Source organism: Paracoccus sp. TD-10, assembly GCF_048270675.1.
GTDB lineage: Bacteria > Pseudomonadota > Alphaproteobacteria > Rhodobacterales > Rhodobacteraceae > Paracoccus > Paracoccus pantotrophus.
In genome coordinates this window covers 175615-188549 of record NZ_CP182419.1, presented here as the reverse complement: position 1 = coordinate 188549, position 12935 = coordinate 175615, and the positions used below count along the sequence as shown (strand labels likewise).

Genomic DNA, 12935 nt, shown 5'->3' with positions numbered 1-12935 from the left:
AGCAAACTGCACGGCGATTAACCGAAGATTGGCAAATCTGCGCCATGGTGGCGGAAACGAGGCCAAGAACGGAACCCGCTTATGCAACAGCGCAGCTCTGCCCACACGGTGCCGGCCCTGCGGCCCGTGCCGCCGCGGACCAACCGGGCCGACGCCTATCTGGAAAGCCTGCAAATGCTGGAGCGGCTGCATCGGCTTTTGCTGGACCTGGTCAAGGACGAGTTCGAGCGGCTGGGCCGCTCGGACCTGACGCCGGTGCAGGCGCTGCTGATCTACAATCTCGGCACGTCGGAGGTGACGGCGGGCGAGCTGCGTTCGCGCGGGATGTATCAGGGCTCGAACGTCTCCTACAATCTCAAGAAGCTGGTCGAGCTGGGCTATGTCCACCATGAACGCTGCGAGATGGACCGCCGCGCGGTCCGGGTGCGACTGACCCCGGCAGGGCAAGAGGTGCGCGATTGCGTGGCGCGGCTGTTCGCCCGCCATGCCGAAGGGCTGGAACTGTCCGGCGTGCTGGACGACCCGCCGATCGAGGCGGTGAACCTGCAATGGCGCCGGATCGAAAGGTTCTGGGCCGAGCAGATCCGCTACATCTATTGAGGGGTGGGCGGCGTCTTCATCCGAGGATTTCCAGGCGTTTCCGTTTCTGATTCAAGATCGAAAGCCGCAGGCGATCTTGAGCAGGCGAACGTTGACTGACGGGCGATGAGAGCGAATCGGGCCGCTGCTGCCCGGCAAGGCCGGTGCTCGGGGCCGCAGCGGTGCCGACGACCGGCCGTTCACGGACGCGATCCTCTGGCTGGCACGGGGCGCTTAGCCCTGGCGCGACCCGCCACCGGCGCCGGGACATTGGCAGACGGTCCGCACCTGGTTCCGGCGGTGGACCGCGCCGAGGCATGGGAACGGCTTTTCAAGGCGTTGGGCGCCGGTCCCGCTTCCGAATGGGTGCTGATCGAGGCGACGATCTCGAAGGTCCATGCCGACGCGACCTCGCAGAAGGGGGCTTGAGGCCCACGCCATCGGCCGGTCCCGCGGCGGGCTGACGACGCAACCCCATGCGGCCGCGGACGCGTTCGGCCGGCCGATCCGGGTCACGATCACGCCCGGCCACTGGGCCGACAGCCCGCAGGCGAAAGGGCTGATCTGCGGCCTCACCGGCATCGGCCATGTCATCGCAGATATCGGATGCGACACCGATGCCCTGTGCCGGTTCATCGCCGAGGAGATGCGGGCCACCGCCCAGATCAAGCCCAACCACAGCCGGACCAACGCTTCCGACGCATCGCCCTTGGAAGCGAGAAGATCGTCGGATCCTTCAAAGCCTTCACAGACCGCGCATGCGCCATGGCCTGGATCAATCAAATGAAGACGTCGTCTAGAGCGAATTTGACGAACACCGGGTCGCTTTGAGGATTCACGCGATGAACAATGTCTGATTCACTGCTCCTGTGATTTGCCAGGAGGAGATGATGACGAGGAGCCTGAGACGAGGAGCCTGAGCGGAGACCTTCGCGGTCGGGTAATTGCAGCGATCGAAGATGGGGTTTCGACGCGGGAGGCGGCACGACGCTTCCGCATCGGCATCTCGACGGCCGGGGCCTGGTATCGCCGCTATCGCGAGACCGGCGAGATGGAAGCGCGCAAGCAGGGACAGCCGTCGCGCTCGAAGCTTGATACGCACGCGGCCTTCATTCCGGGCCTCATCGAGAAGACACCGGACATCACTCTTGCTGAGATCGGCGAGCGCCTTGCTGGCGAGCGCGGCGTGCGGGTGGCGCCCTCGACGGTCTGGCTGTTTCTTGACCGGCGCGGCATCACGTTCAAAAAAAGACGGCCAAAAAAAGACGGCGCATGCCTCAGAGCAGCAGCGTCCCGATGTCTTGCGCCGCCGCATAGCCTGGTTCGACGGCCAGCTCGATCTCGATCCCGAGAGGCTCATCTTCATCGATGAGACCGCGGCATCCACGAAGATGGCGCGGCTGCGAGGACGAGCGCCATGTGGCGAGCGATGCCGGGCGCCCATTCCACACGGACATTGGAAGACCACCACCTTTACCGCGGGCCTGCGGCTATCTGGCATGGCGGCACCGATGCTGCTCGATGGGCCAATGAACGGACCAGCCTTCCTCGCCTATGCCGAGCAGGTGCTCGCACCAGAGCTGCGCCCCGGTGACGTCGTGGTCATGGATAATCTGCCCGCCCACAAGATCAGCGGCGTGCGCGACGCCATCGAAAAAGTTGGAGCACGGCTCCTGTTCCGCCCGCCATACTCGCCGGACTTCAACCCCATCGAGATGGCTTTCTCCAAGCTCAAGGCACTGCTCAGAAAGGTCGCTACCAGAACCGTTGACGATCTCTGGTCAGCCGTCGCCGACTGTCTATCCGCCTTCACCCCCGAGGAATGCCGGAACTACTTCGAGCCCGCCGGATATGACCCGGACTAAGTCGAATCCGCGCTAGCCCATGGTGTCCCGCAGCTTCATCGCGACATACCAGGTGATCGGCAAGGCGATGACCGCGCCCCCGGCGGCAGCCAGGAGAATGGCGCGCAGATCGTAAAATCCCATCGCCAGGACGATGATCACGCCGATCCCGGCAAGCGTGGTCAGGCTGATCGACAGCAGAATCATGAAAAGTCGGGTCATTTCCATCCTCGGACAATTGCCACATCGTAAGGGCACATTTCGAGGCGGCAGGCTTTGATAGGGATCAAAGCGGCCAGGCCCGGCCGGACAGGGGACCAAGGCAGACCCGCGGGCAACAGCGCGATTCCGCGGGGAAACCCGCCCGGCGTACCGGCCTTCCTGCGGCGATCCGCCTCACGCGGGAATGGTGCGGGTGGAGGGACTTGAACCCCCACGCCTTGCGGCGCCAGAACCTAAATCTGGTGCGTCTGCCAATTTCGCCACACCCGCAACGGCGCGTTCTCTAGCAAAGCCGCGCTTCACATGCGAGCGGTAATTTCATCCCCCCGGCCGGCGCAGCACCGCGGGCAGCGCCTCGGGCAGGTCGTCGGCGATCAGGCCGGGGCCGACATGGCGCGCGGCCCTGGCATGGACCAGCGTGCCCAGGCTGGCGGCGTCCAGCGCCGGCAGGCCGCGGGCCAGCAGGCCGGCGATGATCCCGGCCAGCACGTCGCCGGCACCGGCGGTGGCAAGCCAGGGAACATCGAAGGCGGAATGGATGCGCGCGCGCCCGTCGGGGGCGGCGATCACCGTGTCGGGGCCCTTCAGCAGCACCACCGCGCCACAGCGCGCCGCAGCGTCGCGGGCGGCGTCGAGGCGCGAATAGAGCGGCCCGCGCATTTTCGCCAACGCCTCGCGATAAGCGGCCAGTTCCGCCAGGCGCCGCGCCATCCGCGCCGGATCGGAGGCCTGGTCGCGGCCACCCGCGGCGGGCGGACGCGGATGCTCGAGGCGCTCGGCAAGGTCGGGAAAGACGCGCCCGAATTCGCCCGCATGCGGGGTCAGCACGCAGTTTTCGTGCAAAAGCGCCATCAGGCCGGGGTCGCGCGACAGGGCGGTCAGCGCATCGGCATCCAGCACCGTCGCCCGCCCCGCGCCCAGGATCGCGGGCAGCAGCGCCGCCGCGCGCTCGACCCCGCAGCCGGGACCGATGCAGAGCGCGTTGACCCGCGGGTCGGCCAGCATGTCCCGCAGCGCGGCCGGATCGTCGACGCCTCGGCGCATCAGCGCATCGGGCGGGCCGGCATGCTCCGGCAGGGCCTCGGCCGGCGGCGCCAGCGTCACCAGCCCGGCACCGATACGCAGCGCGGCGCGGGCCGAGAGGCGCGCCGCCCCGCCCCTGGCCGGCCCCCCAGCGACGATCAGCGCATGGCCGTGGCTGAACTTGTGGCCGCTGCCGGCCTCCTGCTTGCGCAGCCAGGATGCCTGCCGGCGGGCGGCCATCGGGTACCGGCGCGAATCGGGAACGGCGAAACCGGGCCAGAGGGCCTCGACGGCGGGAAAGCGGGTGATGCTTGACGGGGTCGCGCCCTCGTTCGGCTGGCGGATCCGCCACGCCGCCAGGCCGATATCGGCGATGACCAGCTCGCCGCAGCATTCCGGCCCGCGCTCCAGCAGGTGCCCCGGCTTGGGGCTGTCGAAGGCGACGGTCAGGCGGGCGCGCAGGTCGAAATCGCCGGGCTCGCGCGGCCGGCCGGGAAAGGCGCCGCTGTCCAGGCACAGCCCGCTGGGGCAGTCCACCGCCACCAGCCGCTCGCGGAAGAACGCCCAATCCCCACCCGAACCGCCCAGATAGTCCAGGATCGCGGCAATCTCGCCCTCGGGCGGGCGGGTGAGACCGGTGCCGAAGACCGCATCCACATAGACATCCGCATCGGGCCCGGCGCGCAGGGCGTCCTGGGTCAGGGGCAGGACGGGGCCCAGCGCCTGCCATTCGGCCTTCATCCGCGCCGCATCCGGCCCCGGCCGGTTTTCCATCCCCAGCACCCGCACCTGCCAGCCCGCCTGGTGCAAAAGCCGCGCCACCACATAGCCGTCGCCGCCGTTGTTGCCCGGTCCGCACAGCACCGCCACCAGGCCCGGCCTGGCCCAGCGCAGCCGGATCTGGCCGGCGACGGCGCGGCCGGCGCGCTCCATCAGTTCCGCGCCCGTCACCTGCCCGCTGGCCATGGCGGCGGATTCGATGGCGCGCATTTGGGCGGTCGTCAGGATTTCGGTGCCGTGAAGCATGCTGTCTGCCTAAATTATAATCTTGCTGCACGAAATATGCGCATATCGGCCGGGCAGATGCGATCCGCCGCGCGATCCGGGCCCTGCCCCATTTACCCGCATCATCAAACCCGCCAATCAGGTCGCAGGCAAGTCGCGAGAGAAGGATCAGGCGATGAAGAAAGTCGAAGCCATCATCAAGCCCTTCAAACTGGACGATGTGAAAGAGGCGCTTCAGGAAGTCGGCGTCCAGGGTCTCTCGGTCACCGAGGTCAAGGGCTTCGGCCGGCAGAAGGGCCATACCGAACTTTATCGCGGCGCGGAGTATGTCGTGGACTTCCTGCCCAAGGTGAAGATCGAGATGGTGCTGCCCGACGACCTGGTCGAGGCCGCCGTCGATGCCATCGTCTCGGCCGCGCGCACCGAGAAGATCGGCGACGGCAAGATCTTCATCATCCCGGTCGAACAGGCCATCCGCATCCGCACCGGCGAGACCGGCGACGACGCGGTCTGATCCCGCCCGACCCGCACAAAGAAACCGATGACCCTTGCCCCGCGGCGGCGCCGGGCAGACTGATGGAGGAAGGATCCCAATGACAGTCAAGGACGTTCTGGATCTGATGAAGACGGAAGAGGTCGAATATGTCGACGTCCGCTTCACCGATCCCAAGGGCAAGCTGCAGCACGTGACCCTGGTCGCCGACCTGGTGGACGAGGACTTCTTCGAGGAAGGCTTCATGTTCGACGGCTCCTCGATCGCCGGCTGGAAGTCGATCGACCAGTCCGACATGAAGCTGATGCCGGACGCCGCCTCGGCCTATATCGACCCGTTCTATGCCGAAAAGACGCTCTGCGTGCATTGCAACGTCGTCGAGCCCGACACGGGCGAGCCCTATGCCCGCGACCCGCGTGGCACCGCGCTGAAGGCCGAGGCCTATCTGAAATCCAGCGGAATCGGCGATACCGCCTATTTCGGCCCCGAGGCCGAGTTCTTCCTGTTCGACGACGTGCGCTATTCGGTGACGCCGCAGAAGGTCTCGTTCGAGCTTGATTCGGTCGATGCCGCCTGGAACACCGACACCGTCTACGAGGACGGCAACCTCGGCCATCGCGCGGCCCACAAGGGCGGCTATTTCCCGGTGAACCCGATCGACGCCGCCCAGGACATCCGCGGCGAGATGCTCTCGACCATGAAGCGCATGGGCATCAAGGTCGACAAGCACCACCACGAGGTCGCCACCGCCCAGCACGAGCTGGGGATGATCTTCGGCGGGCTGGTCGAGCAGGCCGACAACATCCAGAAATACAAATACGTCATCCACAACGTCGCCGCCGCCTATGGCAAGACCGCGACCTTCATGCCCAAGCCGATGAAGGGCGACAACGGCTCGGGGATGCATGTGAACATGTCGATCTGGAAGGACGGCAAGCCGCTGTTCGCCGGCGACAAATATGCCGACCTCAGCCAGGAGGCGCTGTATTTCATCGGCGGCATCCTCAAGCACGCCAAGGCGCTCAATGCGCTGACCAACCCGGCGACCAACAGCTACAAGCGGCTGATCCCCGGCTTCGAGGCCCCGGTGCTGCGCGCCTATTCGGCCCGCAACCGCTCGGGCTGCGTGCGCATTCCGTGGACCGAATCGCCCAAGGCCAAGCGCGTCGAGGCCCGTTTCCCCGATCCGGCCGCGAACCCCTACCTGGCCTTCGCGGCGCTCTTGATGGCCGGCCTTGACGGCATCAAGAACAAGATCGACCCCGGCCCGGCCTCGGACAAGGATCTCTACGACCTGCCGCCCGAGGAGCTGGCCGAGATCCCGACCGTCTGCGGCAGCCTGCGCGAGGCGCTGGAGGAACTGGAGAAGGACATGGACTTCCTGCTGGCCGGCGATGTCTTCACCCGCGACCAGCTGGAAGGCTACATCAAGCTGAAATGGGAAGAGGTCTATGCCTATGAGCATACCCCCCATCCCATCGAATACGCGATGTATTACAGCTGCTGAACGGCTGGGACAGCGACGGAAAGCCGCCCTTCGGGGCGGCTTTTTCATTCGGATCAAGGGCAACAAGCGGCGATCCGGCGCATCACCGGCAGGATCTGCGACGCCGCGGTCTCCAAGGCCTTGCCCTGGGGCGGGACGGGCCGCCGCAAAGCGGGCGGCGCGGGCCGTCCGCCATGCCGCCGCCGCAGGACCGCCTTCCCGCCCGCGATGCGGCGCCGAAGCACCGGTCACGCCCAGGCGCAGCGACGCCTGGCCCGCGCGCAAGGCCGCCACGGTGCCGCACGCTGATGGCGTCGAACACGGGGCGCCACCGGCCGAGGCCGGGTCAGCCAAAGGCCGGACCCATCGCCTTGACCCATGCGCTGCCCCTTTCGTGACAAGAGCCCGCCGGCCGCAGATGCAGGCCAGCGGACCGGTCCGATCCGTCGGACCCGGCAAAAGCGCGAAAAGGATCAATTTGTCTGAAAAAATGCGAGAATCTGGGCGCGGAACCGCGCTTGCCCCTTGCCATGCCCTGCGAACCGTCTTTTGTATGGCGCGCGGCAGCCACCGGCCCCCTGATCGGCGGATGCCTGCTTTCAGCCTCCGGCATGGGCAAGACCCGGCCTGCTACAGGATCCTAGAATGCCTTTTTTCACTGAAATACCTGATGCGACCATCGACCTGGAGGCCGCGACCCCGGTTCTCAGTCTCGGCAGCAATCTCCTGCTGAACAGACTCGCCGGCTCGACCCAATTTGCGCAATATGACGTGGATGCCTCGCAGGCCACCACGCTGCGCCGGGGCGACGATGTCTCGCTGGTGGATGGCGAGGGCAATCCGCTGCTGTCGGGCGGCACCTTCGCAGGCACCGGCACGCTGTCCTCGGCAGCGGCCAGCGTGGGCGTTCCATTGGTTGCCCAGCTCAAGGTGCAACTGAACCCGATCAACGGCTCTTTCGTCGTGGACGGCGAGGACACCTATTTCGTCTCCGACCAGCCCCTGGACAAGGACCATATCGGCGTCAAGATCACCGGCACCATCCTTGGACAGCAAATCAATCTTGCGAATGTGAACATCTCGGACCTCGGCGGTGTATTGACCGGCCCGGTTCTGTCAGCGGTGCAGAACCTGCTTGACACGCTGGTGGTCAACATCGCCTACAATCCCGCCGGCACGCTGGTCCTTGACGACGACGACGTCTTTCCCTGCTTCACCGCCGGCACGCTGATCGACACGCCCGATGGCCCGGTTCCGGTCGAATGCCTGTCGGTGGGCGATCTGGTGCTGACGGCCGACCACGGCCCGCAGCCGGTCCGCTGGATCGGCCGCCGCCGCTTTGCCGCCGACCGGCTGGCCGCCCATGACGCCCGGCTGATGCCCGTCCGCATCAAGGCCGGGGCACTGGGGCCGAACATGCCCTCGGCGAACCTGACCGTCTCGCCGCAGCACCGGATCCTGCTGCGCTCGCGCATCGCGCAGCGGATGTTCGGCACCGACGAGATCCTGGTCGCCGCCAAGCAGCTCTTGCAGATCGAGGGCGTCGAGCGCGCCACAGACCTGGCCGAGGTGGAATATGTCCATATCCTCTTCGACCGGCACGAGGTGGTCCGGGCCAACGGCGCCGCGACCGAATCGCTCTATCTGGGCCCGCAGGCCCTTGCCGCCCTGCCCGCCCCGGCGGTCGGGGAAATCCTTGCCATCTTCCCCGAACTGGCCGCGCGCAGCCATGCCCCCGAGGGGGCGCGGATGCTGGCCTCGGGGCGCAAGGCGCGCAAGCTGGCGCAGCGCCATGCGCAGAACGGCCAGCCGCTGGTCCTGGCCTGAATCGGCAGCGGCCGTGCAGGGGCCGCCGTGCCCCTGCCGGCTGCGGTTGCGGGTGCGGGGCCTTGTCGCTAAAACCCCGGCAAACCCAAGGAGCCCCGCATGATCCCGCGCTATGCCCGTCCCGAAATGGTCGCCATCTGGTCGCCCGAGACCAAGTTCCGCATCTGGTACGAGATCGAGGCGCATGCCTGCGACGCCCAGGCCGACCTGGGCGTGATCCCGCGCGAGAATGCCGAGGCCGTCTGGAAGGCCAAGGACGTCGAATTCGACGTCGCCCGCATCGACGAGATCGAGGCCGTGACCAAGCATGACGTCATCGCCTTCCTGACCCACCTGGCCGAGCATATCGGCGCCGAGCAGGCGCGCTTCGTCCACCAGGGCATGACCAGCTCGGACGTGCTTGACACCACGCTGAACGTGCAGCTGGTGCGCGCCGCCGACATCCTGCTGGCCGACATGGACAAGGTGCTGGCCGCGCTGAAGAAACGCGCCTACGAGCACAAGGACACCGTGCGCATCGGCCGCAGCCACGGCATCCATGCCGAGCCGACCACCATGGGCCTGACCTTCGCCCGCTTCTACGCCGAGATGGCGCGCGGCCGCGAACGCCTGCTGCGCGCCCGCGAAGAGGTGGCGACCGGCGCCATCTCGGGCGCGGTCGGCACCTTCGCCAATATCGACCCGGCGGTCGAGGAACATGTCTGCGCCAAGATGGGCCTCTCGCCCGAGCCGATCTCGACCCAGGTCATCCCGCGCGACCGCCATGCGATGTTCTTTGCCACGCTGGGCGTGATCGCCAGCTCGATCGAGAACATCGCCATCGAGATCCGCCACATGCAGCGCACCGAGGTGCTGGAGGCCGAGGAATATTTCAGCCCCGGCCAGAAGGGCAGCTCGGCCATGCCGCATAAAAGGAACCCGGTCCTGACCGAGAACCTGACCGGCCTGGCCCGCCTGGTGCGCATGGCCGTGGTGCCGGCGATGGAGAACGTGGCGCTGTGGCACGAACGCGACATCAGCCATTCCTCGGTCGAGCGCGGCATCGCCCCGGATGCGACGATCACCCTGGACTTCGCCCTGAACCGCCTGGCCGGCGTGATCGAAAAGCTGGTGGTCTACCCCGAGAACATGCTGAAGAACATGAACAAGTTCAAGGGGCTGGTCATGTCGCAGCGCGTGCTTCTGGCCCTGACCCAGGCCGGCGTCAGCCGCGAGGACGCCTATCGCCTGGTGCAGCGCAACGCCATGAAGGTCTGGGAACAGGGCGCCGATTTCAAGACCGAGCTGCTGGGCGACGCCGAGGTGACGGCCGCGCTTTCCCCCGCCGAGATCGAGGAGAAGTTCGACCTCGGCTATCACACCAAGCATGTGGACACGATTTTCGCCCGGGTCTTCGGGGAAAACGGCGCGCATTAACCGCCTGTTCGCTTTTCCCTGCCAGATTGCCCCCGACAGGTTTGGAATCGGGGGCAATCCATGGGTGTTCCGGCGCTCGGGGCGACGGCGGGGCTCAGTCCGCGGCAAAAGGCGGCGGTGATCGTGCGGCTGGTGCTGGCCGAGGGCGGGGATATCGACCTGGCCCGGCTGCCGCCCGAACTGCAGACCGACCTGGCGCAGGAAATGGCGCTGATGGGCATGATCGACCGCGAGACGCGCAATGCCATCGTGGCCGAGTTCTGCGACCGGCTGGAGGCGGTCGGCCTGTCCTTTCCGGGCGACATCGACGGCACCCTGGACCTGCTCGACGGCCATCTCTCGCCCGATACGACCGACCAGCTGCGGCGCATGGCGGCGCTGCACGGGGCCGGCGATCCCTGGGACAGCATCGCCGCCCTGCCGCCCGCGCTCCTGGCCGAACTGGCCCGGACCGAAGCGGTCGAGATCGGGGCGGTGATGTTCTCGAAACTGCCGGTGCCGCGCGCGGCCGAGGTGTTCGGCCTGCTGGACCAGGAACGCGCCCGCCAGATCGCCTATGCCATGTCGCTGACCGGCGGCATCACCCCCGAGGCGCTGCAACGCATCGGCCGGGCGCTGATCCAGGCCGCCGACGCCGTGCCGCAGCCGGCGCTGGAGGGCAAGGCCGGCGAAAAGGTCGGCGCGATCCTGAACTTCTCGCCCTCCAGCATGCGCGACAGCGTCCTGGCCGGGCTCGAGGACGATGATGCCGCCTTTGCCGGCGAGGTGCGCAAGACCATCTTCACCTGGGCGCATATCCCGCGCCGCATCGACCGGCGCGACATCGCCCGCATCCTGCGCGAGGTGGACAATCCCGTGCTGCTCAAGGCGCTGGCCGGCGCCCGCGGCCCGGCGCGCGAGACCGTGGATTTCCTGCTCGGCGGCATTTCCTCGCGCCTGGCCGAATCGATGCGCGAAGAGATCGAGGCGCTCGGCAAGGTCTCGGCCCGCGATGCCGAGGAGGCGATGGACCAGGTCGTGGTCACGATCCGCCGCATGGAGGCGGCGGGCGACCTGTTCCTGATCGCCCAGGAGACCGAGGAGGAGGGAGAGGAGGAAGAACCGCAAGCCCCGCCCGGCTGATGGGCGCCGGCACCCGCGATCCGGCAGGCCGTGGCAAGGCCGCCGCCACGCGCCGCGGCCTCGCCGACCACCCGACGCGGCCCCGGGCCGCCACGCGCCGCACGGGTCGCCCCGCACGGCATCGTACCGCATCGGCTTCGCGCAGCAGCAGGCCGCCCGGCGCGGCATCCGGTCCGGGTCACCCGGCACGGCATCCAGGCAGGCCGGGCGCGCCGCCTGCCGGCACATGGCAGACGGCAACCGGGACCGCATGGCAACCGGGCCCGTGGCACGCGACGGCCGGGCCGTCCGGCACATCGCGTCAAGGCCGCCCGGCGCTGGTGCCCTCGCCGATCGCGGCACCGCGTCCGGCGGCCAGCCGCAAAGGCTTGCCCGGCCCCGGCCTCTGCCCTAGCAGGGGGCGGGAGCGGCGCATCGCGCCAGGGGACGGCGGGCCAGGGGACGGCGGGCCAGGAAAACGGCAAGGACGGGACGGATGGCATGACAAATCGGATCGCGCTGGTGCTGGGGCTTCTGATCCTGGGCCTTTTCGCCGCGGATGCGCTGGTGCTGCATTGGAACCTGCCGCTGTTCCTGGGCAAGGAATTCGCCGGCCTGATCGAATATCTCAGCTTCTGGCGCTGAGGCGCCCGGCGCGGCGATTCGCCGCTCTGCAGCATCGGCCCTCGCGGCAGGCGGCCCGCCCCGCCGGCGCCAGACATCCGCGCCGCCGGCCGGACGCCGCGGCAGCGACCATATGTCGCAACAATGCCCCGGCATGGCCCTTTCGGCCCGGTTTCCGCCCCTTCCGCTCGCAGGCATTTGCATTTCCCCGGCGATGCGGGCTATTTGCAGCGCGAACATCATCAGCGGCGGAGGAAACCTATGGCTGTCAAGGTAGCGATCAACGGCTTTGGCCGGATCGGTCGGAACGTGCTGCGCGCGATCATCGAATCGGGGCGCAATGATATCGAGGTCGTGGCGATCAACGACCTGGGCCCGGTCGAAACCAATGCGCATCTGCTGCGCTACGACTCGGTCCATGGCCGCTTCCCCGCCGAGGTCAAGGTCTCGGGCGATTCGATCGACGTCGGCCGCGGCCCGATCAAGGTCACCGCGATCCGCAACCCGGCCGAACTGCCCTGGGGCGACATCGACGTCATCATGGAATGCACCGGCATCTTCGCCTCCAAGGAAAAGGTGCAGCCGCACCTGTCGACCGGCGCCAAGCGGGTGCTGATCTCGGCCCCCGGCGACAATGCCGACAAGACCATCGTCTTCGGGGTGAACCACGACACGCTGACCAAGGACGACATCGTCGTCTCGAACGCCAGCTGCACCACCAACTGCCTGTCGCCGGTGGCCAAGGTGCTGAATGACAGCATCGGCATCGCCCGCGGCTTCATGACCACGATCCACAGCTATACCGGCGACCAGCCGACGCTGGACACCATGCACAAGGATCTCTACCGCGCCCGCGCCGCGGCGCTGTCGATGATCCCGACCTCGACCGGCGCGGCCAAGGCCGTGGGCCTGGTGCTGCCCGAACTCAAGGGCCGCCTGGACGGCGTGGCGATCCGCGTGCCGACGCCCAACGTTTCGGTCGTGGACCTGGTCTTCGAAGCCGCCCGCGACACCTCGGTCGAGGAAATCAACCAGGCCATCCGCGCCGCCGCCGACGGCCCGCTGAAAGGCATCCTGGGCTATACCGACGAGCCGCTGGTCTCCTCGGACTTCAACCACGACAGCCACAGCTCGGTCTTCCACATGGACCAGACCAAGGTGATGGAGGGCAAGCTGTGCCGCATCCTGACCTGGTATGACAACGAATGGGGCTTCTCGAACCGCATGTCCGACACCGCGGTCGCCATGGGCAAGCTGATCTGAACCCGCATCTGAACCCGCAAGGGCTCGATCCGAAAACCGAAACGCGCCCTCG

General features: G+C 67.5%; 11 protein-coding genes, 1 tRNA gene and 1 pseudogene. 10 read left to right on the top strand and 3 right to left on the bottom strand.

Translation table 11 applies throughout. The features are described 5' to 3' along the window. The first annotated feature begins 81 nt into the window (after window positions 1-81). From ACNKFW_RS11850 to ACNKFW_RS11840, 3 genes and pseudogenes are all read left to right on the top strand, one after another. Window positions 82-600, top strand: coding sequence for a MarR family winged helix-turn-helix transcriptional regulator (locus ACNKFW_RS11850; protein ID WP_028710773.1), 519 nt, complete (start codon window positions 82-84; stop codon window positions 598-600). A 115-nt stretch (window positions 601-715) separates the two neighbouring features. Continuing rightward, window positions 716-1410, top strand: a pseudogene (locus ACNKFW_RS11845) (IS5 family transposase). A 43-nt stretch (window positions 1411-1453) separates the two neighbouring features. Then, window positions 1454-2444, top strand: a protein-coding gene (locus ACNKFW_RS11840; RefSeq protein ID WP_418025218.1) for an IS630 family transposase whose coding sequence is annotated in 2 segments (ribosomal slippage) — window positions 1454-1819 and window positions 1821-2444 — 990 coding nt in all. Because the reading frame shifts where the segments join, the coding sequence is not laid out codon by codon here. A 12-nt stretch (window positions 2445-2456) separates the two neighbouring features. Here ACNKFW_RS11840 and ACNKFW_RS11835 read toward each other — a convergent pair. The 3 genes from ACNKFW_RS11835 to ACNKFW_RS11825 all read right to left on the bottom strand — a co-directional run bounded on the left by ACNKFW_RS11835 (window position 2457) and on the right by ACNKFW_RS11825 (window position 4694). After that, window positions 2457-2645 (bottom strand): hypothetical protein, encoded by a 189-nt coding sequence (locus tag ACNKFW_RS11835; RefSeq protein ID WP_024843761.1) that lies wholly within the window; start codon window positions 2643-2645, stop codon window positions 2457-2459. Between the two features lie 185 nt (window positions 2646-2830). Next, a tRNA-Leu gene (locus ACNKFW_RS11830) sits at window positions 2831-2915 on the bottom strand. Window positions 2916-2963: 48 nt separating this feature from the next. Then, a complete protein-coding gene (locus ACNKFW_RS11825) occupies window positions 2964-4694 on the bottom strand; it encodes an NAD(P)H-hydrate epimerase (protein WP_147428573.1) in 1731 nt (576 codons plus the stop codon). Window positions 4695-4848: 154 nt separating this feature from the next. Here ACNKFW_RS11825 and ACNKFW_RS11820 point away from each other — a divergent pair, with 154 nt between their 5' ends. From ACNKFW_RS11820 to gap, 7 genes are all read left to right on the top strand, one after another. Beyond that, the gene (locus tag ACNKFW_RS11820; protein ID WP_024843759.1) at window positions 4849-5187 is read left to right on the top strand and encodes a P-II family nitrogen regulator; all 339 of its coding nucleotides are present in this window, start codon (window positions 4849-4851) and stop codon (window positions 5185-5187) included. 79 nt (window positions 5188-5266) lie between these two features. Further along, window positions 5267-6673, top strand: coding sequence for a type I glutamate--ammonia ligase (gene glnA, locus ACNKFW_RS11815; RefSeq protein WP_024843758.1), 1407 nt, complete (start codon window positions 5267-5269; stop codon window positions 6671-6673). Between the two features lie 624 nt (window positions 6674-7297). Then, window positions 7298-8479: a Hint domain-containing protein gene (locus tag ACNKFW_RS11810; RefSeq protein ID WP_147428574.1), complete on the top strand. Its 1182-nt coding sequence runs from the start codon at window positions 7298-7300 to the stop codon at window positions 8477-8479. Window positions 8480-8578: 99 nt separating this feature from the next. Then, window positions 8579-9895: an adenylosuccinate lyase gene (gene purB, locus ACNKFW_RS11805; RefSeq protein ID WP_024843756.1), complete on the top strand. Its 1317-nt coding sequence runs from the start codon at window positions 8579-8581 to the stop codon at window positions 9893-9895. A 60-nt stretch (window positions 9896-9955) separates the two neighbouring features. After that, complete coding sequence (locus ACNKFW_RS11800) at window positions 9956-11017, top strand: flagellar motor switch protein FliG (protein WP_024843755.1); 1062 nt, start codon at window positions 9956-9958, stop codon at window positions 11015-11017. Window positions 11018-11497: 480 nt separating this feature from the next. Beyond that, window positions 11498-11641, top strand: coding sequence for a hypothetical protein (locus tag ACNKFW_RS11795; RefSeq protein ID WP_024843754.1), 144 nt, complete (start codon window positions 11498-11500; stop codon window positions 11639-11641). Window positions 11642-11881: 240 nt separating this feature from the next. After that, entirely contained in the window at window positions 11882-12883 is a 1002-nt protein-coding gene (gene gap / locus ACNKFW_RS11790) for a type I glyceraldehyde-3-phosphate dehydrogenase (protein ID WP_024843753.1), read from the top strand. Window positions 12884-12935 lie beyond the last annotated feature (52 nt).

What these genes read in the sequence shown, in the direction of transcription:
- ACNKFW_RS11810 (WP_147428574.1), top strand. Translation starts at nt 7,298, where the DNA reads ATGCCTTTTTTCACTGAAATACCTGATGCGACCATCGACCTGGAGGCC.
- ACNKFW_RS11795 (WP_024843754.1), top strand. Translation starts at nt 11,498, where the DNA reads ATGACAAATCGGATCGCGCTGGTGCTGGGGCTTCTGATCCTGGGCCTT.
- purB (WP_024843756.1), top strand. Translation starts at nt 8,579, where the DNA reads ATGATCCCGCGCTATGCCCGTCCCGAAATGGTCGCCATCTGGTCGCCC.
- ACNKFW_RS11835 (WP_024843761.1), bottom strand. Translation starts at nt 2,645, where the DNA reads ATGACCCGACTTTTCATGATTCTGCTGTCGATCAGCCTGACCACGCTT.
- ACNKFW_RS11820 (WP_024843759.1), top strand. Translation starts at nt 4,849, where the DNA reads ATGAAGAAAGTCGAAGCCATCATCAAGCCCTTCAAACTGGACGATGTG.
- glnA (WP_024843758.1), top strand. Translation starts at nt 5,267, where the DNA reads ATGACAGTCAAGGACGTTCTGGATCTGATGAAGACGGAAGAGGTCGAA.
- ACNKFW_RS11800 (WP_024843755.1), top strand. Translation starts at nt 9,956, where the DNA reads ATGGGTGTTCCGGCGCTCGGGGCGACGGCGGGGCTCAGTCCGCGGCAA.
- gap (WP_024843753.1), top strand. Translation starts at nt 11,882, where the DNA reads ATGGCTGTCAAGGTAGCGATCAACGGCTTTGGCCGGATCGGTCGGAAC.
- ACNKFW_RS11825 (WP_147428573.1), bottom strand. Translation starts at nt 4,694, where the DNA reads ATGCTTCACGGCACCGAAATCCTGACGACCGCCCAAATGCGCGCCATC.
- ACNKFW_RS11850 (WP_028710773.1), top strand. Translation starts at nt 82, where the DNA reads ATGCAACAGCGCAGCTCTGCCCACACGGTGCCGGCCCTGCGGCCCGTG.